This is a genomic window from Cupriavidus sp. 2TAF22, assembly GCF_052115045.1.
Classification (GTDB): domain Bacteria; phylum Pseudomonadota; class Gammaproteobacteria; order Burkholderiales; family Burkholderiaceae; genus Cupriavidus.
Genome location: NZ_JBFRFX010000002.1, coordinates 435,868 through 458,605, shown reverse-complemented (window position 1 = coordinate 458,605; position 22,738 = coordinate 435,868). Strand labels below are relative to the sequence as shown.

At 67.1% G+C, this 22,738-nt stretch carries 24 protein-coding genes; 11 read left to right on the top strand and 13 right to left on the bottom strand.

Annotated elements, in window-relative coordinates; genetic code table 11:
• Nucleotides 1-16 precede the first annotated feature (16 nt).
• From pyk to AB4Z48_RS04610, 5 genes are all read right to left on the bottom strand, one after another.
• A complete protein-coding gene (gene pyk / locus AB4Z48_RS04630; protein ID WP_441612692.1) occupies nt 17-1,447 on the bottom strand; it encodes a pyruvate kinase in 1,431 nt (476 codons plus the stop codon).
• 3 nt (nt 1,448-1,450) lie between these two features.
• On the bottom strand, nt 1,451-2,746 hold the full coding sequence (locus AB4Z48_RS04625) for a glycerate kinase type-2 family protein (RefSeq protein ID WP_441612691.1): 1,296 nt from the start codon (nt 2,744-2,746) through the stop codon (nt 1,451-1,453).
• Between the two features lie 87 nt (nt 2,747-2,833).
• Nucleotides 2,834-4,192 carry a dicarboxylate/amino acid:cation symporter gene (locus AB4Z48_RS04620; RefSeq protein WP_441612690.1) on the bottom strand — a complete coding sequence of 453 codons (1,359 nt, stop codon included), beginning with the start codon at nt 4,190-4,192 and terminating at the stop codon, nt 2,834-2,836.
• A gap of 94 nt (nt 4,193-4,286) precedes the next feature.
• A complete protein-coding gene (locus AB4Z48_RS04615; RefSeq protein WP_441612689.1) occupies nt 4,287-5,255 on the bottom strand; it encodes a tripartite tricarboxylate transporter substrate binding protein in 969 nt (322 codons plus the stop codon).
• A gap of 134 nt (nt 5,256-5,389) precedes the next feature.
• Nucleotides 5,390-6,466, bottom strand: a complete 1,077-nt coding sequence (locus AB4Z48_RS04610; protein ID WP_441612688.1) for a tartrate dehydrogenase — start codon at nt 6,464-6,466, stop codon at nt 5,390-5,392.
• Nucleotides 6,467-6,608: 142 nt separating this feature from the next.
• On the opposite strand from AB4Z48_RS04610, the gene AB4Z48_RS04605 reads away from it, so the two are divergent.
• Nucleotides 6,609-7,532: a LysR family transcriptional regulator gene (locus tag AB4Z48_RS04605; RefSeq protein WP_441612687.1), complete on the top strand. Its 924-nt coding sequence runs from the start codon at nt 6,609-6,611 to the stop codon at nt 7,530-7,532.
• A gap of 140 nt (nt 7,533-7,672) precedes the next feature.
• Here the strand turns inward: AB4Z48_RS04605 and AB4Z48_RS04600 are convergent, their stop codons facing one another.
• A complete protein-coding gene (locus tag AB4Z48_RS04600; protein WP_441612686.1) occupies nt 7,673-8,203 on the bottom strand; it encodes an isochorismatase family protein in 531 nt (176 codons plus the stop codon).
• Between the two features lie 107 nt (nt 8,204-8,310).
• Nucleotides 8,311-9,228, bottom strand: a complete 918-nt coding sequence (locus AB4Z48_RS04595) for a LysR family transcriptional regulator (protein ID WP_441612685.1) — start codon at nt 9,226-9,228, stop codon at nt 8,311-8,313.
• 169 nt (nt 9,229-9,397) lie between these two features.
• On the opposite strand from AB4Z48_RS04595, the gene AB4Z48_RS04590 reads away from it, so the two are divergent.
• The 4 genes from AB4Z48_RS04590 (at nt 9,398) to AB4Z48_RS04575 (ending at nt 12,797) form a co-directional block, all read left to right on the top strand.
• Nucleotides 9,398-10,390, top strand: a complete 993-nt coding sequence (locus AB4Z48_RS04590; protein WP_441612684.1) for an alpha/beta fold hydrolase — start codon at nt 9,398-9,400, stop codon at nt 10,388-10,390.
• Between the two features lie 59 nt (nt 10,391-10,449).
• On the top strand, nt 10,450-11,421 hold the full coding sequence (locus AB4Z48_RS04585) for a glutathione S-transferase family protein (protein ID WP_441612682.1): 972 nt from the start codon (nt 10,450-10,452) through the stop codon (nt 11,419-11,421).
• A gap of 97 nt (nt 11,422-11,518) precedes the next feature.
• Complete coding sequence (locus AB4Z48_RS04580) at nt 11,519-11,650, top strand: hypothetical protein (protein WP_441612681.1); 132 nt, start codon at nt 11,519-11,521, stop codon at nt 11,648-11,650.
• A gap of 115 nt (nt 11,651-11,765) precedes the next feature.
• The gene (locus tag AB4Z48_RS04575) at nt 11,766-12,797 is read left to right on the top strand and encodes an alpha/beta fold hydrolase (RefSeq protein ID WP_441612680.1); all 1,032 of its coding nucleotides are present in this window, start codon (nt 11,766-11,768) and stop codon (nt 12,795-12,797) included.
• 73 nt (nt 12,798-12,870) lie between these two features.
• Here the strand turns inward: AB4Z48_RS04575 and ligD are convergent, their stop codons facing one another.
• Nucleotides 12,871-15,570: a DNA ligase D gene (ligD, locus tag AB4Z48_RS04570; protein ID WP_441612679.1), complete on the bottom strand. Its 2,700-nt coding sequence runs from the start codon at nt 15,568-15,570 to the stop codon at nt 12,871-12,873.
• A 325-nt stretch (nt 15,571-15,895) separates the two neighbouring features.
• On the opposite strand from ligD, the gene AB4Z48_RS04565 reads away from it, so the two are divergent.
• The 5 genes from AB4Z48_RS04565 to AB4Z48_RS04545 all read left to right on the top strand — a co-directional run bounded on the left by AB4Z48_RS04565 (nt 15,896) and on the right by AB4Z48_RS04545 (nt 18,023).
• On the top strand, nt 15,896-16,270 hold the full coding sequence (locus tag AB4Z48_RS04565) for a hypothetical protein (RefSeq protein WP_441612678.1): 375 nt from the start codon (nt 15,896-15,898) through the stop codon (nt 16,268-16,270).
• Between the two features lie 171 nt (nt 16,271-16,441).
• Nucleotides 16,442-16,636, top strand: coding sequence for a hypothetical protein (locus tag AB4Z48_RS04560; RefSeq protein ID WP_441612677.1), 195 nt, complete (start codon nt 16,442-16,444; stop codon nt 16,634-16,636).
• A 244-nt stretch (nt 16,637-16,880) separates the two neighbouring features.
• On the top strand, nt 16,881-17,084 hold the full coding sequence (locus tag AB4Z48_RS04555) for a cold-shock protein (RefSeq protein WP_020202065.1): 204 nt from the start codon (nt 16,881-16,883) through the stop codon (nt 17,082-17,084).
• Nucleotides 17,085-17,223: 139 nt separating this feature from the next.
• Nucleotides 17,224-17,508 carry a hypothetical protein gene (locus AB4Z48_RS04550; RefSeq protein ID WP_441612676.1) on the top strand — a complete coding sequence of 95 codons (285 nt, stop codon included), beginning with the start codon at nt 17,224-17,226 and terminating at the stop codon, nt 17,506-17,508.
• Between the two features lie 137 nt (nt 17,509-17,645).
• Nucleotides 17,646-18,023: a hypothetical protein gene (locus AB4Z48_RS04545; RefSeq protein WP_441612675.1), complete on the top strand. Its 378-nt coding sequence runs from the start codon at nt 17,646-17,648 to the stop codon at nt 18,021-18,023.
• A gap of 48 nt (nt 18,024-18,071) precedes the next feature.
• On the opposite strand, the gene AB4Z48_RS04540 is transcribed toward AB4Z48_RS04545, so the two are convergent.
• Nucleotides 18,072-18,314, bottom strand: a complete 243-nt coding sequence (locus AB4Z48_RS04540) for a hypothetical protein (protein ID WP_441612674.1) — start codon at nt 18,312-18,314, stop codon at nt 18,072-18,074.
• Nucleotides 18,315-18,521: 207 nt separating this feature from the next.
• Here AB4Z48_RS04540 and AB4Z48_RS04535 point away from each other — a divergent pair, with 207 nt between their 5' ends.
• Nucleotides 18,522-18,743 (top strand): hypothetical protein, encoded by a 222-nt coding sequence (locus AB4Z48_RS04535; RefSeq protein WP_441612673.1) that lies wholly within the window; start codon nt 18,522-18,524, stop codon nt 18,741-18,743.
• Between the two features lie 35 nt (nt 18,744-18,778).
• Here the strand turns inward: AB4Z48_RS04535 and AB4Z48_RS04530 are convergent, their stop codons facing one another.
• The 4 genes from AB4Z48_RS04530 to AB4Z48_RS04515 all read right to left on the bottom strand — a co-directional run bounded on the left by AB4Z48_RS04530 (nt 18,779) and on the right by AB4Z48_RS04515 (nt 22,341).
• Nucleotides 18,779-20,281, bottom strand: coding sequence for a tripartite tricarboxylate transporter permease (locus AB4Z48_RS04530; RefSeq protein WP_441612672.1), 1,503 nt, complete (start codon nt 20,279-20,281; stop codon nt 18,779-18,781).
• Nucleotides 20,282-20,547: 266 nt separating this feature from the next.
• Nucleotides 20,548-20,826, bottom strand: a complete 279-nt coding sequence (locus tag AB4Z48_RS04525; protein WP_441612671.1) for a pentapeptide MXKDX repeat protein — start codon at nt 20,824-20,826, stop codon at nt 20,548-20,550.
• A gap of 73 nt (nt 20,827-20,899) precedes the next feature.
• Nucleotides 20,900-21,673 carry a molybdopterin-dependent oxidoreductase gene (locus AB4Z48_RS04520; protein ID WP_441612670.1) on the bottom strand — a complete coding sequence of 258 codons (774 nt, stop codon included), beginning with the start codon at nt 21,671-21,673 and terminating at the stop codon, nt 20,900-20,902.
• Between the two features lie 32 nt (nt 21,674-21,705).
• On the bottom strand, nt 21,706-22,341 hold the full coding sequence (locus tag AB4Z48_RS04515) for a cytochrome b/b6 domain-containing protein (RefSeq protein ID WP_441612669.1): 636 nt from the start codon (nt 22,339-22,341) through the stop codon (nt 21,706-21,708).
• Between the last annotated feature and the right edge of the window lie 397 nt (nt 22,342-22,738).

Below are 22,738 nucleotides of genomic sequence, written 5' to 3'. Positions count from 1 at the left end.
TCGTTGACGGTGCCAGTCAGGCGGCGGGCTGGCCGACCGTGGCGATGCGCAGCAGGTTGGTGGTGCCGGGCGTGCCGAACGGCATGCCGGCCGAGATCACGATCACCTGACCGGGCTTTGCAAAGCCCTCCTGCTCCGCGGTGTCGCACGCATAGGTGGTCATCTCCGTGACGCTCTCCACCTCGTGGATCACCACCGCATGCACGCCCCACACCAGCGCCATGGCGCGCGCGGCATGCAGGCTCGGCGTCATGCCGATGATGGGCGCTTCGGGCCGCTCGCGCGACATGCGCATCGCGGAGTATCCCGAACTGGTGTACGCCACGGTGGTGGCCACGTGCAGGAGCCCCGCCACGCGCCGCATGGCGCTGCCGATGGCATTGGCGATATCCGGCGTCGGCGGCGTCTGCGAGGCCTCCATGAACTCCCGGTAGTAGGGGTCGGCCTCGGTCTGCACGATGATGCTGTTCATCATCTGCACGGCTTCCACCGGATACCTGCCTGAGGCCGATTCGGCGGACAGCATCACCGCGTCGGCGCCGTCGTAGATGGCGGTTGCCACATCGGAGGCCTCGGCGCGGGTGGGCACCGGCGAGCTCACCATCGACTCCAGCATCTGCGTGGCCACGATGACGGGCTTGCCGGCGCGGCGGCAAGCCTGCACGATGCGCTTCTGGATCGCCGGCACCTGCTCGGCGGGCAGTTCCACGCCGAGATCGCCGCGCGCCACCATCACCGCATCGGTCTCGGCCACGATCGCCTGCAGCTCGGCGATGGCAGCGGGCTTCTCCAGCTTGGCGACGATGCCGGCGCGTCCCCCGACGATCTGCTTGATCTCGCGGATATCCTCCGCGCGCTGGACGAAGGACAAGGCGATCCAGTCCACGCCCAGCGACAGCCCGTAGTCCAGGTCTTCCCTGTCCTTGGCCGTCAGCGCCGACAGCGGCAGCACCACGCCGGGCACGTTGACGCCCTTGCGATCGGATAGCAGGCCGCCGTCGATCACCTCGGTCTGCGCGAAATCGGGGCCAAAGGCCTTGACGCGCAGGCGCAGCTTGCCGTCGTCGAGCAGGAGGTCGGTGTCGGCCTGCAGCGCGGCGAAGATCTCGGGATGCGGCAGGGCCACGCGGGTGGCGTCGCCGGGACGGTCCCGGTCCATGTCGAGCCGGAACGACTGACCCGCCACCAGCGTCACCGGGCCATCGCCGAATTGCCCCACGCGCAGCTTCGGGCCCTGCAGGTCGAGCAGCACGCCGATCGGCCGGCCCAGCTCCGTCTCAAGGTCGCGGATCAGCGCGAGCCTCGCCTTGTGGTCGGCGTGCGTGCCGTGGCTGAAGTTCAGCCGGAACACATCGGCACCGGCCTGGAACAGGCGGCGCAGCGTGGCGGCATCGCTGCTCGCGGGGCCGATGGTGGCGACAATCTTGGCATTGCGGGTACGGCGCATGATCTAGCATCCTTTCCCGGCCGCTGCGCAGATCAGCAGGGCACGGAAGTCGTTGACGTTGGTAAGCGTGGGGCCCGTGACGATGGCGTCGCCCAGGGACCCGAAGAGGGTGTGTCCGTCGTTGTTGGCAAGATAGGCGCGCGGCGCCATGCCGCTGGCCCAGGCCCGCGCGAGCGTGGTGGGATCGGCGTAGGCCCCGGCGATTTCCTCGATGCCATCCACGCCGTCGGTATCGGCGGCCAGCGCATGCACGCCGGCGTGACCGTCGAGCGCAATCGCCAGGGACAGCAGGAACTCCACATTGCGCCCGCCGCGGCCACTGCCCTTGACCGTGACGGTGGTCTCGCCGCCAGACAGCAGCACGCAGGGAAGCTCGAACGGGGGCGTGCCGTGCGCGGCCTGGAAGGCGATGCCGGCCATCACCTTGCCGACATCGGCCGCCTCGCCTTCGATGCGGTCGCCCAGCACATAGGGCTGGATGCCGGCTGCCTGCGCGGCCCGCGCGGCGGCCGCCAGGGATCTCGCGGGCGTGGCGATGGTGCGCACCGCGCTGCGTGCCAGGCGCGCATCGCCCGGCTTGATGGATTCTCCGGCACCGGACACCAGCAGCCGTTGCGCACCCGCCGGCAACGCAATGCGGTAGCGCTGCACGATCTCCAGCGCATCCTGGCAGGTGGTGGCGTCGCCAACGGTGGGGCCGGAGGCGATATTCACGGGATCGTCGCCAGGCACGTCCGAGATCAGCAACGTGACCACGCGCGCCGGATGGCACGCCGCCGCCAGCCGGCCGCCCTTGATGGCGGAGAGGTGCCGGCGCACGCAATTCATCTCGGAGATGGTGGCGCCGCTGGCCAGCAGCGCCTGGCTGACCGCGCGCTTGTCCGCCAGGCTCATGCCGGGCGGCGGCAGGCTGAGCAGCGATGAGCCGCCGCCCGAGATCAGGCAGATGACCAGGTCGTCGGCGCACAGTCCCGCGACCAGTTCCAGCATGCGTGCCGCCGCGCGCTCGCCGGCGGCATCGGGCACGGGATGCGCCGCCTCCACGACCTCGATGCGCGAGGTGGGCACGGCATGGCCGTAGCGTGTCACGACCAGCCCGCTCAGCGGGCCCGGCCAGGCCTGCTCCAGCGCATGCGCCATGCTCGCGGCAGCCTTGCCGGCACCGACCACCAGGGTGCGGCCGGCCGGTGGCTCGGGCAGCGCGCGCGCCAGGCAGTCGCGCGGATCCGCCGCGGACACGGCTGCCCGAAACAGCGACTCGAGAAATGCGCGGGGATTTTCGATGGTGGGAGAGGTCACGATGAGCTACCTGTTTCTCATGTAGTTGTGCTGCTCTTGCGCTGCCGTTGTGCTGCCGTTGTGCTGCCGTTGCGCAGAGGGCGAAGACTAGGCGCTCTTGCGTGCGCCGGCGGCAAAGCCCGGCTGCAAGGGCCGCTCGGGCAGCACTTGCGCGACCTCGTCCTCATAGAGCTGTTCGAGGTTCTCGGGGTCGACCTCGCCGTCGAGCACGCGCCTGACGCGATCCTCGTCGAGCGCCCCCACCCACTTGGCGATTGCCATGGTGGCGACGGCGTTGCCGATGGTGTTGGTGATGGCCCGTGCCTCGGACATGAAGCGGTCCACGCCAAGCAGCAGCACCATGCCGGCCACCGGGATCTTGCCCAGCGAAGCGAGCGTTGCCGCCAGGGTGATGAAGCCCGAGCCGGTGATGCCGGCAGAGCCCTTCGAGGTCAGCAGCAGCACGCCCAGCACCACGAACTGGTCTGTCAGGGTCAGCGGTGTATTGGTTGCCTGGGCGATGAAGATGGCAGCCATGGTGTAGTAGATGCATTGGCCGTCGGGATTGAAGGTAAGGCCGGCAGGCACCACCAGGCCGACGACCGGCTTCGAGACGCCTGCGTTCTCGAGCTTGCGCATCAACTGGGGAATCACCGACTCCGACGAACTGGTGCCCAGCACGGTGAGGATCTCGTCCTTGATGTACTTCAGGAACTTGAGCAGGCTGAAGCCGCAGGCGCGGCAGATGGTGCCCAGCACCACCAGCACGAACAGCGCGCAGGTGCCATACATGGTGGCCACCAGCTTGCCGAGCGACGCGATGGAGCCGAAGCCGTATTTGCCCACCGTGAACGACATGGCGCCGAACGCGGCAACCGGCGCGAAGCGCATGATCATGCCAACCACTGCGAACATGGCATTGGCGAACGAATCCAGCGCTGCCACGAACGGCTTGCCGCGCTCGCCCAGGTGCGCCAGTGCCACGCCCATGAAGACCGAGAACACCAGGATCTGCAGAATGTCGTTCTTGGCCAGCGCGTCGGCGATGCTCAGGGGCACCAGGTTGAGCAGGAAGTCCATCACGCCTTCGTGCTTCACCTGCGCGGTATAGGCGGCAATGCTCTTGGTATCGAGCGTCGCGGGATCGACATTCATGCCGTGCCCCGGCTGCACCACGTTGACGACAATGACGCCGAGCAGCAGCGCAAACGTGGACAGCACCTCGAAGTACAGCATGGCACGCCAGCCCACGCGGCCGAGGTCCTTCATGCTTTCCATCTTGGCGATGCCAAGCACGACGGTGGCAAAGATGATCGGCGCGAACACCATCTTGATCAGACGGATGAAGATGTCGCCGAGCGGCTTGAGCTCGCTGCCGACCTGCGGCAGGAAGACGCCGAGCAGGATGCCTGTCGCCACCGCGATCAGCACCTGGACATACAGTGAGCCAATGAGTCGCCTTTTCATGATGTCTCCTGCGGCGACGCACTTGCTGCAGACGCCAGTTTTGCCTTTGTCAACCGGATGCGGCCACCGTCTCGGCGGTGGCCGTGATTGCCGCTCAATCCATGCTTACCTGCGCGTCCTTGACGAGCTTGCCGAAGCGGGTGACTTCTTCCCTGATCTGCGCCGTCATCTGGGGCGGGGTGTTGCCCACCGGCTCGGCGCCGATGGCTGCGAGCTGCTGCCTGACATCGGGACGGGCCAGCGCCTTGATGATCTCCGCGCTGAGGCGGTTGACGATCTCGGGCGGCGTGCCGGCGGGCGCCAGGATGCCGAACCAGGAGGCGATGTCGAAGCCGGGCAGGCCGGCTTCGGCCAGCGTGGGCACATCCGGCAGCGCCGATGAGCGCCTGGCCGTGGCAACGGCCAGCGGCTTGAGCTTGCCCGCCTTGATGTAGGGCAAGGCCGAAGACATCGTGTCGAACATCATCGAAACCTGCCCGCCCATCAGGTCGGTGATGGCCGGCGCGCTGCCCTTGTACGGAACGTGGACGATGCTGGTGCCGGTCTGCGCCTTGAATTGCTCGCCGATCAGGTGGTGGGCCGTGCCGTTGCCATTCGAGGCATAGGTGAGCTTGCCCGGGTTTGCCTTGGCATAGGCCACCAGTTCCTGCACGTTCCTGGCGGGAAACCCCGGGCTGACCACCAGCACGTTGGGCACGATGGCCACCACCGAGATCGGGGTCAGGTCTTTCTGGAAATCGTAGGAGAGCTTTTTGTAGACGTTGGGCGCGATGGTGTGGTGTACCGCGCCCATCAGCAGCGTGTAGCCATCCGCCGGCGACTTGGCGACGGCGTCCGCGCCGATGGTGGCGCCGGCGCCCGGGCGGTTCTCGATGACCACGGGCTGGCCGAGTGCCTGGGTAAGCCGCTGGCCCACGGCGCGGGCAAGCACGTCGGTGGTGCCGCCCGGCGGGAACGGCACCACGAGGCGGATCGGCTTGGTGGGATAGGTCTGCGCGAGCGCGGTGCCGGCGGCGAGCGCGAGTGCGAACGCGGTCACCGCAGTCCGGATGGCGGATTGCATGCTTGTCTCCTGTCTTGGTATCTTTGCCGGCCCATCGCGGGCCGGCCCGGTGCGGGGCACCTGTACCGGTGCTGTCCCGCCTGCCTCGGGGGCTGCGCGGCGAACCGCGCCTTGCCTTCGTCCTGCCGTATGGCTCAGGCTGCTTGCCTGACCTGGCTTGCCAGCACCTTGCAGACCGCATCGGTGACCGACGCAGTGGTGGCATTGCCGCCCAGGTCGGGCGTGAACACGCCATCCGCCGTGATCTGCTCGATGGCGGCCATCAGCCGGTCGGCCGCGGCCTTCTCGCCGAGGTGCTCCAGCATCATGGCGGCGGTCCAGAAGGTGGCGATGGGATTGGCCACCCCCTTGCCGGTGATGTCGAAGGCCGAACCGTGGATGGGTTCGAACATCGACGGGAACACGCGCTCCGGATTCAGGTTGGCGGTCGGGGCGATACCCAGGCTGCCGGACAAGGCGGCGGCCAGGTCGGAGAGAATGTCGGCGTGCAGGTTGGTGGCAACCACCACGTCGAGCGTATGGGGCTTGAGCACCATGCGCGTGGTGACGGCGTCGACCAGTTCGCGGTCGGTCTTGACGTCCGGATAGTCCTTGGCGACTTCGTAGAAGATCTCGTCCCACATCACCATGCCGAAGCGCTGCGCGTTCGACTTGGTCACCAGGGTCAGGTGCTTGCGAGGACGCTTGCGCGCCAGCTCGAAGGCAAAGCGGTGGATGCGCTCGACGCCGGCGCGGGTGAACACGGCCGTTTCCGTGCCGGTTTCGATCGGCAGGCCGCGGTGGGTACGGCCGCCGTTGCCCGCGTACTCGCCCTCCGAGTTCTCGCGGATGATGACCCAGTCAATGTCCTTGCCGTTGGCCAGCGGGCTCTTGACGCCCGGCAGCACGCGCGCCGGGCGCACGTTGGCGTACTGGTCGAAGCCCTGCGCGATCGGTAGCCGCAGGCCCCACAGCGATACGTGGTCGGGCACGTTGAGCGCACCGACGGCGCCGAAGAAAATCGCGTCGAACTGTTTCAGGCGCTCCAGCCCGCCCTCGGGGATGTAGTGGCCCTGCTCCAGGTAGTAGTCCGAGCTCCAGGGGAAATGCTCTACGCTCAGCTTGAAGCCGCCGTCCTGGGCCGCCAGGGCATCCAGCACCTGCAGGCCGGCAGAGATGACTTCCGGGCCGATGCCATCACCGGGGATGGCTGCAATCTTGTATTCGCGCATGGCGATGCTCCTCTCGTTGGTTTCACACTGCGAAGGCCTTTCAACCGGCATGGTGTCGTTGCCTTGCGTGACCTAACTATCGGTGAAAACTGGAGGAGTAAAATGAACTGGAATTCAAACTAATATTAACTTGAGGTTGAAAATGGGCCAGCCTTCCGAACTTGCCTTCTTCGCCGGCCTGGTCAAGGCCGGGAGCCTCTCGGCGGCGGCTCGCGAGCAGGATGTCACGCCGGCGGCGGTCAGCAAACGGCTGGCCCAGCTGGAGAGCCGGCTTGGCGTGCGCCTCTTGAACCGCACGACGAGGCGCATCGGCCTGACGGCGGAAGGCGAGGTTTATCTCGAGCACGCGCGCCGGCTGCTGGCCGAGATCGAAGACCTCGACCAGCTGATCTCCAGCAGCCATGTATCGCCGCGCGGGACATTGCGCGTCAATGCACCGCTGGGCTTCGGACGGACCTATATCGCTCCCGCCATCTCGGCCTTCGTCAAGCAGCACCGGCAGATGGAAGTCCAGCTTCATCTCACGGACAGGCCCATGAACCTGGGGGACGAAGGTTTCGACGTGGGGATCCGCTTCGGCGAGATCCCGGATACCCGCCTGATGGCGCGCAAGATTGCCGACAACCGCCGGCTCGTCTGTGCCGCGCCCTCGTACCTGAAGGCGCACGGCATTCCTGCCACGCCGCAGGATCTGTCGCAGCACCAGTGCATCGTGCTGCGGCAGAACGAATCGGCCTATGGCATCTGGCGCTTCACCAGGGGCAAGAAGACCGAAAGCGTCAAGGTGCGAGGCGCGCTGAGCAGCAATGACGGCGAAGTGACGCTCACCTGGGGCCTGGACGGCCAGGGCATCCTGCAGCGCGCCGAATGGGACCTTGCCAAATACCTGCGCAGCGGACGCCTGGTCTTGCTGCTCGAAGACTACGCACTGCCGCCGGCGGATATCTTCGCGGTCTTTCCCGAGCGGCTGAACCTGTCCGCCAAGGTGCGGGCGTTCCTGGATTTCCTGGTCGCCCACTTCGAGGGAAAACTGCTGAAGGCGCGCGGGGCGGGGTCGCCCTGGTAAGGGAAGACCAGGGGCATGGGACAGAAGAATATCGCCTTGAGCCGGCGCGGCCGCACACCCGCGACCGCGGCCGCTCAGCGGTGCCGGCGGGGCCGCCAGGGTTGTGCAGCCAGCCGGGCCGCCCGGGTGACGATCGGGCCCTACTTGATCAGCGCCAGCACGTCGCGGAAGCGCGGATGCCGGCTGGTGCGCAACCATTCGAAGCCCACCATCTCCACCGTCACGGCACTCGCGCCTGCCTCGCGCAGGCGTTCGACGGCGGCACGGTGGCTGGCTTGCTGGCGCGAGCCGCTTGCGTCGATCACAAGGTTGACGTCGTAGCCGTGCCGCAGCAGGCCCATGGCAGTCTGCAGCACGCACACATGGGCTTCGCAGCCTGCCACTACCAGCGTCTTGCGCCCGGCGGGCAGGGCCTCGACCAGGCCGCCTTCGCAGGCATCGAAATGGTCCTTGGCGATGGTCCGGTCGCATAGCTGCCGGATCTCGGGGAGATTCTCGCCGAGGCTCGCCGGACTTTGCTCGGTGCCGATCACGGGCACGCCAAGGATGCGCGCGATGCTGGCGAGCCGCACGCTTTCCCTGACCACGCGCTCGGCCTGGTGGATCGCCGGCATCAGCCGCGCCTGCAGGTCCACCAGGACCAGTACGGAACCTTCCGCATTCAATAGCACATCGGTCTCCATCGGTAAGCCTCCCGGGGGCGCGGGTGGCACGCCCGCCTCCCAATTTAAGCGCTGTCCAGGCCAGTTTCAAGCAGGCGACGGCAGCCGCGCGGCCATCAGGCGAACATGTCGATGCCTTGCACCAGGCGCCTGGCCAGCCGCGGCTGGCGGAACTGGTCGAGCCACCATTGCAGCGCGCGGCCTTCGTGGTCGCCGCGCCAGGCCACATAGAGCGTATTCGGCTCGCGCGGATCGGCGGTGCGCTTCTCGACCAGTTCACCGCGCTTGAGCAGCGACGCCACCCGGTGGCGCGGCAGCCAGCCCACGCCAAGCCCCTCGCGCTGCGCCAGGATCTTGGCGCGCATGCTCGGCACGGCCAGCGAAGCCTGTCCGCCAACCAGCCCGTAGGCGCGCCCGGCCGAGGCGCGCGATGAATCCGCCACCACCACCGCGCGGTGCGCGGAAACCAGATCGCGCGTGAGCGGGCCTGCCACGCTGGCCAGCGGGTGGCGCGGCGCGACGGCGAACACCCATTCCACCACGCCCAGCTCGAACCAGCGCAGGCCGGGAATGGCGGGCGGCTCGTTGGTTGCGCCCACGATCACATCGGCGCGGCCATCGCGCAGGGCTTCCCAGGTGCCGCTCAGCACTTCGTGCGTCAGGCGGATCGCCACGCCCGACTTGAGGGCGTCGAAGCCGCGGATCACCGGCATCAGCGATTCGAACTCCATGACCTCGTCGGTGACGATCCACAGGCGGTCTTCCCAGCCGCTGGCGACCTGCCGCACGCGCTGCGTCATGCGCGACACATCCTGCATCAGCCGCGCCGCCTCGTCGGCCAGCAAATGTCCAGCGGGGGTCAGCTGCAGGCGGTAGCGCCGGCGGTCGAACAGCAGCGCGTCGAAGCGGCCCTCCAGCTGCCGCGCGGCATGCGAGACCGTGGAGGGTGCCTTGCCCAGGCGCGCGGCCGCGCGCGAGAGGCTGCCGCTGGCGCGGATGGCCTCGAGCAGGGCCAGTTCATCTTCCGACAACATGTTCAACTCCGTCGAACGAGTTCATCGGGGAAATCGTACGGCAAAAGCGCGGCGGGGGTGCAATATTCCCCTCACATTGATGCACTGTCTTTCCCTGAAACCCTTTGTCTAGTGCGCCGTCGGCCAGGAAACGAGTTCCGGCCAAGGCACCGTACCGCGGAGAAAAATCATGGCCCTGTTCCACCGCCTGGCGCGATATGCCGGCGCCGCCGCGTTTGCCCTCGCCACGCTGGCGCCGCTCGCCACCCAGGCGCACGCCGCCCAGGGCGCCGGCGACACCTCCGCCGCCTCCGCCGCCATCCGGCAGCATGACGTCACCGCCAACGGCGTTTCGCTGCACTACATGCAGGCCGGCAGCGGCGACGGCACGCCGGTGATACTGCTGCACGGCTACGCGGAGACCAGTCATATGTGGCTGCCGCTGATGTCGCGGCTGGCCGGCAAGCGCGTCGTCATCGCGCCCGACCTGCGCGGCGCGGGCGCGTCCGGCATCACGCCGGCGGGCTATGAGAAGAAGGCGCTGGCGCAGGATATCCATGCCCTGGTGCAGGCGCTCGGCTACCGCAAGGTCAATGTCATCGGCCACGATATCGGCCTGATGGTGGCCTACGCCTATGCTGCGCAATACCCCGGCGAAGTCGAGAGCGTGACGCTGATGGATGCCTTCCTGCCCGGCGTGGGCGACTGGCAGAAGGTCTGGCTGCTGCGCGACAAATGGCACTTCAACTTCTACGGCGACACGCCCGAGAAGCTGGTGCAAGGCCGCGAGCGTATCTACTTCGAACATTTCTGGAACGATTTCGCGGCCGATCCGGCGCGTGCGATGTCGGAAGCCGACCGCCAGCGCTATGCCGCCGCCTTCGCGCGTCCTGGCCGGATGCGCGCCGGCTTCGAGTTCTTCCGTGCCTTCCCGCAGGATGCGAAGGACTTCGCCGAACTCGCCCGGCGACCGCTGCCAATGCCCATGCTGGTGCTGGCCGGCGAGAAGGCCTCGGGCAATTTCCTGATCGACCAGGCGCGGCTGGTGGCCACCAATGTGCAGGGCGTGATCGTCAAGGGCTCTGGCCACTGGCTGATGGAAGAGGCGCCCGGCCAGACCATTCCGGCCATCGTCGACTTCATCAACGCACAGGCAGGGAATCAAGCCTCGTCAGCGCAATAATGCAACAAGGCAACAACGCGGCGATGCCTGTGCGCGGCGCCGCACCGAAGGAGTAAGACATGGGACTGCTCGTCAACGGCAAGTGGGAAGACCGCTGGTACGACACCAAATCCACGGGCGGCCGCTTCGTCCGCAAGGACGCCGCCTTCCGCAACTGGGTGACGGCCGACGGCGCCGCGGGCCCCAGCGGCCGCGGCGGCTTCAAGGCGGAAGCCGGCCGCTATCATCTGTACGTGAGCCTGGCCTGCCCGTGGGCGCACCGCACGCTGATCCTGCGTGCGCTCAAGGGGCTGGAAGACATGGTCAGCGTCTCCACGGTGCACTGGCTGATGCGCAACGAGGGCTGGACCTTCGCGCCGGGCCCGGGCGTGGTGCCGGACAGCGTCAACGACGCGCGCCTGCTGCATGAGGTCTATACCGCCGCCGACCCGGGCCACACGGGCCGCGTCACCGTGCCGGTGCTGTGGGACAAGCGGCAGGGAACCATTGTCAGCAATGAGTCCTCCGAGATCATCCGCATGTTCAACACGGCGTTCGACGGCATCGGCGCACGTGCCGGCGACTACTACCCGGCGGCGCTGCGCGCCGGCATCGACGAAGTCAACGCCCGGGTCTACGACACCGTCAACAACGGCGTCTACAAGTCCGGCTTCGCCACCACGCAGCAAGCATACGAAGAGGCCGTGGCGCCGTTGTTCGACACGCTCGACTGGCTCGAAGCCCGCCTCGCGGACCGCCGCTTCCTCATGGGCGACCAGCTCACCGAGGCCGACATCCGCCTGTTCACCACGCTGGTGCGCTTCGACGCGGTCTATGTGGGGCACTTCAAGTGCAACCTGCGCCGTATCGCGGACTACCCGAACCTGTCGGCCTACACGCGCGATATCTACCAGCTGCCCGGCGTCGCGCCGACCGTGAATATCGAGCACATCAAGCGGCACTACTACGAGAGTCATCTCTCGATCAATCCGAGCGGCGTGGTGCCCGCCGGCCCGGTGCTGGACTTCACTTCGCCGCCAGCACGCGCCTGACCGCAGGAAAACCCGCGTCCGCCCGGCCCGGACGCGAGCCGGCCAGGCAATTCCGCCTTGGCCGTGGATCGTCTCGCCCATCCTCCAGGAAAACATCATGCTCAAGTTCTACGACGTGGAGTTCGTCTGGGCGGACCAGCAGATCTCGGCGCAGTTGCGCTCGACCATGCTGCGCGATCCCGAGGGCAACCTCGTCCATATCTTCGGCCCGGGCGCGACGAAGGGCTGAGCGGCGCGCGGCAGATGCCGCGGCTTTCCGCTACGATGCCCGGGTCCGGAACTGGCCCGCCCGCGTGGGCGTCCGCGCTTGTTCGATTCATCTTCTTTCGTCGGGATCCCCTGTCATGCGTTTGCACCGCCACTTCCGCCTTACCCTGCTCGCCGCTGCGTGCGTTGCCGCTCCGGCGGCCGTGCTGGCCGCCGACGACGGCCCGGCCTACGGCCCCGAGCTGCAGGGCTTCGACTATCCCGCCCCGGTCCAGCAGTTCAGCTTCACCTCGCAGGGGGAGGCCATGCACATGGCCTACATGGACATCAAGCCGGCCCGGCCCAACGGACGCACCGCGGTGCTGCTGCACGGCAAGAACTTCTGCGCCGCGACCTGGGAGGGCAGCATCAAGGCGCTGAGCGCGGCGGGATACCGCGTGGTGGCGCCGGACCAGATCGGCTTCTGCAAGTCCAGCAAGCCGGCGCGCTACCAGTACACGTTCCAGCAACTGGCGCGCAACACGCACGCCTTGCTCGAGTCGATCGGGGTCGACCAGGCGGTGGTGATCGGCCATTCCACCGGCGGCATGCTGGCGATGCGCTACGCGCTGATGTATCCGCAGCAGACCACGCAACTCGCGCTGGTCAATCCGATCGGCCTGGAAGACTGGAAGGCCAAGGGCGTGCCTTCGCTGTCGGTCGACCAGTGGTATGCGCGCGAACTGGCCACCAATGCCGACAAGATCCGCAGCTATGAGCAGGCGACCTACTACGTGGGCACCTGGCGCCAGGACTACGAGCCCTGGGTGCAGATGCTGGCCGGCATGAACCGCGGCCCGGGCAAGCAGCAGGTGGCATGGAATTCCGCGCTGATCTACGACATGATCTTCACGCAGCCGGTGGTCTATGAGCTGGGCGCGCTGAAGACGCCGACCCTGCTGCTGATCGGCGACAAGGACACCACTGCGATCGCCAAGGATGCGGCGGCGCCCGAGGTCCGCGCCAAGGTGGGCAACTATGCCGAGCTGGGCAAGCTGACTGCCGCCACRCTGCCCAACGCCAGGCTGGTGGAGTTCCCCGAGCTGGGGCATGCGCCGCAGATGCAGGACCCGCAAGCCTTCCACAAGGCGCTGCTAGACGGGCTGGCGGCGCTGCCGGCGAGCCGCTGATCGCCGTCTTTGGTGCCTCGGTGCCTTGCCGCGCTGCGCGATGCTGCTGCCTGACAGTGAGCGCGCGGGCCGCTCACGCCGCCAGCAGCCTGATGGCCCTGGTCAGCGTCTGCCGTGATCTGGCATAGGCGGCCCACGGGTCGGCGCGCTGCGCGCCGATCCGCTCGTGGAGACTGGCGATATTCCATTGCGCGCCCGAGGTGATTTCGTCGAGCTCGTCCCACGCCAACGGAACCGAAACGCCGAGTCCCGGCCGCGCCCGCGCCGAGTAGGCTGCGACCGTGGTGGCGCCGAAGCCGTTGCGCAGGTAATCGATGAAGATCTTGCCGACGCGGTTGCGCGGCCCGCTCCTGGCGACGAAGCGCTGCGGCACGGTCGCCGTCATGTGCAGCACGAGCTGATGCGAGAAGTCCTTCACGGTCTCCCAGTCGAGCCGCGCGGCGATCGGCAGCACCACGTGCAGGCCCTTGCCGCCGCTGGTCTTGAGAAACGCGGACAGGCCCAGTTCGTCGAGCACCGCTTTCATCATGGCGGCGCCCTCGCGTACATGGCCGAACGGCACGCCTTCGCCGGGGTCCAGGTCGAAGATCACGCGGTCCGGCTTGCCGATCGCGCGCTTGTTCGCGTTCCACGTATGGAGCTCGATCACGTTGAACTGCGCCGCGGCCACGATGCCGGCTTCTGACGCGATCTCGAGCAGCGGCGGGTGGGTGGGCCAGAGCGCGGGATCGAGCGTGTTGATGCCCGGCATGCGCAAGCTGTCGCCGTGCTTCTGGAAAAAGAGCTCGCCGCCGATGCCCGCGGGCCCGCGCACCAGCGCCACCGGCCGGCCGCGCAGGTGCGGCAGCAGAAGCGGCGCGATGGCTTCGTAGTACGCCACGAGGTGGCCCTTGGTCAGGCCGGTGGCGGGGTCGATGACGCGATCGGCATGGCTCACCCGCACGCCGGCACCGGCGCCTGCGGTGGCAGCGCTGGCGGTCCTGGCTGCAGCCTTCGTCGCGCTTTTCTTCGGGGTCCTCCCGGCGTGCGTCTCCGAGTCCGTCTCCGAGTCCGTCTTCGAATCTGTCTCCATCTCCATGTTCCTGGCCTTGCCGGCGTCCTTGCTGCTGCGCGTCGTTCCGGGCTTGCGCGCCGGCGTGGCAGCCATCGCGTGGTCCTCTCTGGTGTCCGTTGCACGTTCCACCGAGATGGCCGAGGCCGGCTTGTCGGAGCGCAGGCCGTGGAAAACCGCATGCCGCACGCGCCCCTCCCGGGTCCAGTTGCCGAACGCGATCTCGGCCACCAGCCTGGGCTTGACCCAGTGCGCCTGCATCCTGCCCGGCGGCGTGTCCTGCATGCTGTCCATCGGCGAGGCATCCTGGCGCAGTGGTTCGAGCTTGCGCTGCAGCGAAGCCAGCGTCTGTGTGTCGAAGCCGGTGCCGACCTTGCCGGCGTAGCGCAGGCGGCCGCGCTCGTCATGCACGCCAAGCAGCAGGGCGCCGATACCCTGGCGCGAGCCGGCAGGGTCGGTATAGCCGACCACCACGAACTCCTGGCGGCGGGTGCATTTGAGCTTGATCCACGTGGGCGAGCGCGCGGATACGTAGGGCGCGTCTGCGCGCTTGCCGATCACGCCCTCGAAGCGGAGCTTGCAGACCGCACGCAGCAGCTCGGCGGGCCCGGCGTCGAAGCTTTCGCTGAAGCGCAGGCGGCTCGACGTGCCTGCCGCGAGCGCGTGCCGCAGCATGTCGCGGCGAGCGGCCAGCGGCACCTTGCGCAGGTCGAAGCCGTTGCAGTACGGCAGGTCGAAGACGTAGTACTGGACATCTTCCACCTGCGCGCTTTCGAAGGCGTTCTGCAAGGCCTGGAAATCCGTCCTGCCTTGCTTGTCGGCGATCACGATCTCGCCGTCGAGCCAGCCCGAGTGCAGGCCGAGCGCGGCCACGGCGCGGGCCAGGCTGCGCAGGCGCGAGGTCCAGTCGTTGCCATTGCGCGTGAACAGGCGCACGTCCTTGCCGTCGACGCGCGCAAGCAGGCGGTAGCCGTCGAACTTGACCTCGTACAGCCAGTCCTGGTGCGCCGGCGGCGCCTGTTCGACCAGCGAGGCAAGCTGCGGCGCCAGCATGAGCGGCAGGCCGGCGGCCTTCGCGCCGGCAGGCATATCGTCGGCGGCGGGCGCCTGAGCGGTTTTCCGCGTGCCTTTCGCCGCGGCTCTTGCCGCGGGCTTCGCCGCCGCCTTCTTGCCGGACAAGACGCTGTCGGGCATCGCCGCCACGACGTCGAAGGCCGACGCCGCGCGTGCTTCTTCGTCGCGCTCCTTAATAAGCAGCCAGGCCGGCCTGGCGGTGTCCTGGTCCCGGCCGTGCATGCGTACCAGGGTCCAGTGCCCGTGCAGCTTCTCGCCCTGCAGCGCGAACTTGAGCTTGCCATCGCGATATCCCGCCAGCGGATCGCCAACCGGCTCCCAGGTGCCGCGGTCCCACACGATGACGGTACCTGCGCCATATTGCCCCGGCGCGATGACGCCCTCGAACGAACCGTAGTCGAGCGGGTGGTCCTCCACCTGTACCGCCATGCGCTTGTCGGCGGGATCGAGGCTCGGCCCCTTCGGCACCGCCCAGCTCTTGAGGGTGCCGTCCAGTTCCAGGCGCAAGTCGTAGTGCAGGCGCCTGGCGGCGTGCTTCTGGATCACGAAGGACAGCCCGGCGGCGTGCTTGCGCGAGGCGCGCCCCCTGGGCTCGCTGGTGACGGTGAAATCGCGCTTCTGGCGGTACTTGTCCAGTTGGCTCGGCATCTTGCGCACCCCGCTGCAAAAGGAGGACGGACCAGGGATAGGAGCGGCTATCGGTATGCGCCGGCAGGAAGCGTGCCCGCCGCCGGCGGGCGAGGCGGAGGGAACGACAGGCGCAGGGAACGATTCCTGCATTGGCATCGTACGCCGCCGCCGGCCGCCGTGTATGGCACGCCGGCGTCCCGCCGCGGCGCTGGCACCGCACGCCGGTCTCGTTTTCCTTGTATTTTTTTCCAGCCCCATGCCGGATAAGTTTTGTAGAAATTTCAAACGATTCGCGCCAGATGCCTTGTCGAGGCGGGGCCGATATGTCGGTCACCTGCTGTGCGTGGCGGTTGCCGTACTTGCCACCGGCGTGCGTGCGGCGGACGCCGAAGACGCAAGCCAGCCTGGCGCAGCCCCGGCGCCTCCCGCGGCCCTGCCGGCTCAGCCGGTCCAGCCGGTCCAGCCGGTCCAGCCGGTCCAGCCGGCGAACTGCGGCGACCTGCTGAGCATCGTGCGAGACAGTCTCGACAAGGAAACCGAAGTGGCTTGTGCGCACGCCAGGGCCGCCTGCGGCGAGCGCAAGCGTCCGCTGCTGGGCATCACCGCCTATATCCGCAAGCGCGCCGCAGACGGCGGTGACGATTGCGACACGTTGCTGGAGGTCAACCGGCGCCTGCGCGCGCTGCCGCCGAAGCAGGAGCGTGGCGAGACCCGGTGAGGCCCGGTGAGGCCCGCTGCCGCGGGGAGCATGTGGGGCGGGGCAGGCAGCCGCGCGCAATCCGCTTGCGTGCCTGCCGGGGCGCGCCGTGGTGGTGCTACCATTCGCGCTGATTGCTGGCCCCGGCATGCCGCCGGGGCGGCGAAACGCATTTCTTGCAGGAGAATCCGGATGGACCCGACCGTAGTAATCAGCACTTTCGAACGCATTGCCACTGATGAAACGGTCGAGTTGTCGGTCGACGACGCCGTGGCAGGGCTGGCCGCGCTGCTGGCCAGCGAACCGTTTTCCGATGCCGCGCGCGCATTGCTCGAGAAAGTCGGGGCCACCCTATACCGCGTCGGGCTGGACGGCTACGACGACTGAGCGCATCCGGACCGCGGCCGGGGTGACCAGAGCGCGGTCCCCGGCATACTTTTTCTATCGCATCGTTGACATCGTGGGTGCGTCCCTGTATAAACGCTGATGCAGGTCTTTCAAGCGGTTACTCCGATGTTATGGATCGTCCCCTCCAAGCGGCGATTCAATTGCTCCATGTTCCTTCCTTGATCGTCGTGCCTGGTGAGCATCAGGCTCATTCAGAACTTTTAAGGTTTAAAGGATATCCAGCATGGAAACCGGTACCGTCAAGTGGTTCAATGATTCCAAGGGCTTCGGCTTCATCACCCCGGACGCAGGCGGCAACGACCTGTTCGCTCACTTCTCGGAAATTCAAGGCAGCGGCTTCAAGTCCCTGCAAGAAGGCCAGAAGGTCCGTTACGTAGCCGGCGTTGGCCAAAAGGGCCCGGCAGCGACCAAGATCGAGCCGATCTGATCGCCCGAGTCGCTTCGTGAAAAAACCCCGCATTGCGGGGTTTTTTTACGTCTGCAGGCCGCTCGCGCGGCAGCAAATAAATGGCGAGCGGCCCGGGTGATAGGAGTACAGTGAGAAACATCAAAATGCGGAGCGGATCATGGATACCAACCCGATTGCCAGCTATAAGGGATACGACCTGTACCCGCTCGTATATAAGCATGCGGTGGTGCGCAACTGGCCAGAACGCAGGCCAGACCGGACTTTTGACGCCGCCGTGGTGATCTGCCGCGAGGGCGGCGAGCCCAGCGGCGGGCATGCGCTCACGTTCCGCCTCGACAGCACGCAGTGGGACAACGTGGGCGCGGCGCGGCGCGGGGTACTGCGCTACGCCGAAGACATCATCAACGGCGCGGTTCCCGGGCAATCCGTGGTATCGCTCTGACACCTGGCCAGGGCTGCCGCATGGGCCGCAGCCATCCCCGGTAACATGGTGGACCGGTAGGTGATGTGGTTCGTGCCGCTGGTCTGTCTGCCTGTCAATCCGGCCGCGTGTGCCGCGGCCTCGCAAGCGCATACACCATGAACAAGGTTGCCTTACCGTCCAACTTCCTGTGCACTCTGCCTGGCCAGGGCAAGGGAATCGCCTACCACGTTGCCGTGAGCTTCGTCGACGCCAGCCGTCCGAACGGCGTGCGCTTCACCAGTTTCGTCGGCGAGGGCAGGCGCTCGTTCGGCGTACAGGCCAGCGAGGAGACCGCGCTGGCCGGCACTGTTGCCGACAACTCCGAAGCCCTCTGCCGCCTGGCGATCGGGCAGGTAATCCGCGACAACCTCTACGACAAGGCCGGCGAAGGCGACTACGTGCTGGACCTGCAGGCGCAGCCATGGGAAGGCGAGTTGCGCCCGGTAGGCTCCCGTGTCGCCGCCGGCGTGCCGCGCATGCGCTTCCCCGGATAGCTGGTACGGACTGGCCGCGGGGCGGTCGCCCCGCGGTGCATTGCCGCGCTACTTGCCTTCGTCCGGCACGTTGTAGTTCTGCTGCAGGGAATTCGTGAAGGCCTGGATCTTCTCCAGGCAGGCCTTGCTGTTCGCGCCTTCCATGGTGGACACGGTCCAGTTGCAGCCGTTCGTGTCGGGAGCGTGCCATGCCACGTCGCCGAAACAGGTGCCGGCGCATTCCGGGTACTTCAGTTGCTCCGCGCGAATCATCGCGCGCAGTTCCGCCTTGTGCTTGATCTGTCTGGACATCGTCGTCTCCCGTGCCGGCGTTTTCCTGGGCAGCATACGCCGTTTGTTCTCGAATGTGCGATTTGTTTTGCGCGACGGCACACCCATGGCGCGCCGCGCGAAATATCACTATGGGTGCGCGTTAGCGCCTATGCTGGCAGCAGGGGGAAAGTGCCGGCGCACCGGCGCTGCGCTGCGATACTGCGGGGGGACGAGATGCGGCGAGACATGTCTTTCGCGGACCGGGTGCTGACGGCATTGCGTTCCGATAGCCAGGCAATGATGAGCGACCTCCAGCTTGCCAAGGCACTCGGCAATGTCGAGGCGGCCAAGCTCAGCCACCATCTGCTGCTGCTGCAGGATGCGGGGCTGGTGGCGAAGACCGCCACGTCCGGCTGGCGCCTGACGTGGACCGGGCACGACCGAGCCGAAGCGCGCAGCGCGGGCTAGCAGAGCGTGCGCGCGGGCGCGCATCAAGGCGCGCCTCACTCTTCCTGGAAGGCCTCTTCGCGCTTGGCCTTGATCGAAGGCAGCGCCACGATGGCCACCAGCACGGCGGCGGCGATCAGCAGGCCCAGCGACAGCGGCCGCGTCACGAACACCGTGAACGCTCCACGCGAGAGCAGCAGCGCGCGGCGGAAATTCTCCTCCATCATCGGTCCCAGCACGAAGCCCAGCAGCAGCGGCGCCGGTTCGCACTTGAGCTTGATGAAGAGATAGCCGACCACGCCGAAGGCGGCCGCCGTGAAGACGTCGAAGGTCTGGTTGTTGACCGAGTACACGCCGATGCAGCAGAACGTCAGGATGGCCGGGAACAGGTAGCGGTAGGGCACCTGCAGCAGCTTGACCCAGATGCCGATCAGCGGCAGGTTCAGGATGATCAGCATCAGGTTGCCGATCCACATCGAGGCGATCAGCCCCCAGAACAGCGCGGGGTTGCTGGTCATGACCTGCGGGCCCGGCTGGATATTGTGGATGGTCATCGCGCCCACCATCAGCGCCATCACCGCGTTGGGCGGAATGCCCAGCGTCAGCAGCGGGATGAAGGAGGTCTGCGCCGCGGCGTTGTTGGCCGATTCCGGACCCGCCACGCCTTCGATGGCGCCCTTGCCGAACTCATGCGAGTACTTCGAGGTCTTCTTTTCCAGCGAGTAGGCCGCGAACGAGGCCAGCGCCGCGCCGCCGCCCGGCAGGATGCCCAGTGCTGAGCCCAGCAGCGTGCCACGCAGCACGGCAGGGATCATGCGCTTGAAATCGGCCTTGCTCGGCCACAGGTTGGTGACATGGTCGGTGAAGGTCTCGCGGTTTTCCTTCTGCTCCAGGTTCGCGATGATTTCCGCGAAGCCGAACATGCCCATGGCCAGCGCGACGAAGTCGACGCCATCGGTGAGTTCAGGCACATCGAAGGAGAAGCGCGCGGCGCCCGAGTTCACGTCGGTGCCGACCAGGCCCAGCAGCAGGCCCAGCACGATCATCGCCACGGCTTTCGCCAGTGAGCCCGACGCCAGCACTACGGCGCCGATCAGGCCCAGCACCATCAGCGAGAAGTACTCGGCCGGGCCGAACTTGAATGCCAGTTCCGACAGCGGCGTGGCGAACGCAGCCAGGATCAGGGTCGCCACGCAGCCGGCGAAGAACGAGCCCAGGCCGGCGGTGGCCAGCGCCACCCCCGCTCGCCCTCGCCTGGCCATCTGGTAGCCATCGATGGTGGTCACCACCGACGACGATTCACCAGGCAGGTTGACCAGGATGGCGGTGGTCGAGCCACCGTACTGCGCGCCGTAGTAGATGCCGGCCAGCATGATCAGCGCGGCCACCGGGGGCAGCGTGTAGGTCACCGGCAGCAGCATGGCGATGGTGGCCAGCGGGCCGATGCCCGGCAGCACGCCGATCAGCGTGCCCAGCACGCAGCCGAGGAAGCAGTAGCCTATGTTCTGCAGGGTCAGGGCCGTGGAGAACCCAAGGCCCAGATGCTCGATCAAATCCATGACGCCGCCTCCCCGCCTGCATCGTTGTGCCACGAGATATCCTCGACAGCAGGCGCGCGCAGGCTGCGGCCCCGATGGCTTATCCATTCACGGTAGGCGCGGGTGCTTTCATCCGCCTTTCAGTGCGGCACGCTGCGGGTATGTACCGATGGGCGGAGCGTGACGCCGGAGATGCCTGAGGCACAAAGCAGCCGCCCCGCGCTCGGGCGGGGCGTTTCGGCACGGCTGCCGCTTGCGCGGCAGGCGGGAGCGCGATGGCGATGTCCCTACTGCTTCGTGGCGTCCTTGCTCATCGCATCCTTGCCCATGGCGTCCTTCCCCATCGTGTCCTTGCCCATGGCGTCGTGCCCCTTCTTCATCTTGTCCTTGCTCATCGCATCCTTGCTCATTGCATCCTTGCCCATGGCGTCCTTGCCCATGGTGTCCTTGGCCATGCTGCTGTCCTTGCTCATGGGAGCGGCATCCTTCTTCATGGCGTCCTGCGCGAAAGCGTGGCCGCCGAGCAGCATGGTGGCCGAGAGCAGGGCTGCGAACAGTTTGTTCATGGAATACTCCTTGGGGTGGTCAGTGTGCAGGCCGGCACCATGCCGGCCGATTCTTCGCGCGGATCCATGCGGGTCAGGATCCGCCGAACCAGTTGTATCCCTGGTCTTCCCAGTAACCGCCGGGATACGTGTTGGTGACGTACAGCGCCATGATGTGCTTGGGGTTCTTGTAGCCAAGCTTGGTCGGCATGCGCAGCTTCATGGGAAAGCCGTATTTGGGAGGCAGTCTTTCCCCGTCGTAGGTAAAGGTCAGCAAGGTCTGCGGATGCAGCGCGGTCGGCATGTCGATGCTGGTGTAGTAGTCGTCGGCGCAGCGGAAGCCGACGTAGCGGGCGCTGGTGTCCGCGCCCACCCGCTGCAGGAACGTCGAGAACGGCGTGCCGCCCCATTTGCCGATGGCACTCCAGCCCTCCACGCAAATATGCCGCGTGACCTGCGAGGTCTGCGGCAGCGCGTAGAGCTGCTCGAGTGTCCACGGGGTCTTGCGCGCGACCAGGCCGCTCACTTCGAGGCGAAAGCCATCGGCCTGCACCTGCGGCACTTCATCCTCGCCGTAGAAGGCGTTGAACGGGAACGGTCGCGTCAGCCGGGATTCATCGTAGGTCGGCGCCAGCCGGTCGGGATCGAACAGCCAGCCCTGCACTCGGTCGTTGAAGCGCGACACCGCGGCGAGGAAGCGCTCGACGGAGGCGTCGTCGCTGATGCTGCAACCGGTCAGCAGCGACAAGCCGCCGAGCGTGATGGCACGCTTGCCGAACAGGCGGCGCGAGGGCATGTCGAGTGCGCGCGCAGCATCGCGCAGGATCAGTTCCCGGTCCGGCACGGCGATGGTCTTGGGCTTGGTCATGGGAGCTCTCTTGCGTGGGGGGAAGCGGGTACTCAGCGGCCGCGCAGCATGATCAGCAGCGTGCGCGGCACCAGCGCCACCATCGCCACATGCACGACCACAAACAGCACGATGGCGCTCATGCAGACGAAATGGACCCAGCGCGCCGCGTCGTAGCCGCCCATCAGCGTGCGCAGCAACGGGAATTGCACCGATTTCCACACCGCGAGGCCGGACAACACGGTCAGCACCAGTATCAGCACCACGCCGCAGTACATCGCCTTCTGCGCCGCGTTGTATTGCGCCAGGTCCGCATGCGCCAGGCGGCCGCGCAGCGCGGCACCGATGTCGCGCAGCGCGCCGCGCAGCGACAGCGGCAGGAAGCGGCGGCGCAAGCGGCCGGTCAGCACGTTCATCGACAGGTAGAACAGCCCGTTGGCCACCAGCAGCCACATCGCGGCGAAGTGCCACTGCAGCGCGCCGCCCAGCCAGCCGCCGAGCGTGATGTCATTCGGAAAGCGCAGGCCGAACAGCGGCGAGGCGTTGTAGATGCGCCAGCCGCTGAGGACCATGATGACGACGGCGATGGCGTTGAGCCAGTGGGTCAGGCGCACCCAGCCAGGCTGGATGATGGCGGACGTATGTCCGCGGCGGCCGGGTACGGGCCGCGATGGCTGATTTGTCTCCACCGTCGTTCTCCAGGAGCGGGCGATATTGCGCAACGCGCGCCGGGGTCCGGATGGGATGAGGGCGTGGCGCTGCAGCGTTCTATGTGCTTTTGTCGACGGTCAGGCCACGAACTTACACGCGCGCCGAAATTTTTTTACGGAGCGCGGACGCGTCGGCAAGGGGTATGCCCGGGGTCACTCAGCAAGCTCGGAGGGGGCGCGGCAGGCGCGCGGCGCAAGGGGAACGGGCTGTTGGGCGAGGCAGGAAACGGCTACCCGCACGCTTGACATTAGCATCGGGCGGGCACGGCGCCAAAGACAATCGGCGCCAGGCTCCGCGCCGCCCGGCCGGGGCAGGGCCTGCACGGTGCGTGCCGCTACAATGCTGGCTTCCCGGACGCGCTGCGCCATTCCCCGC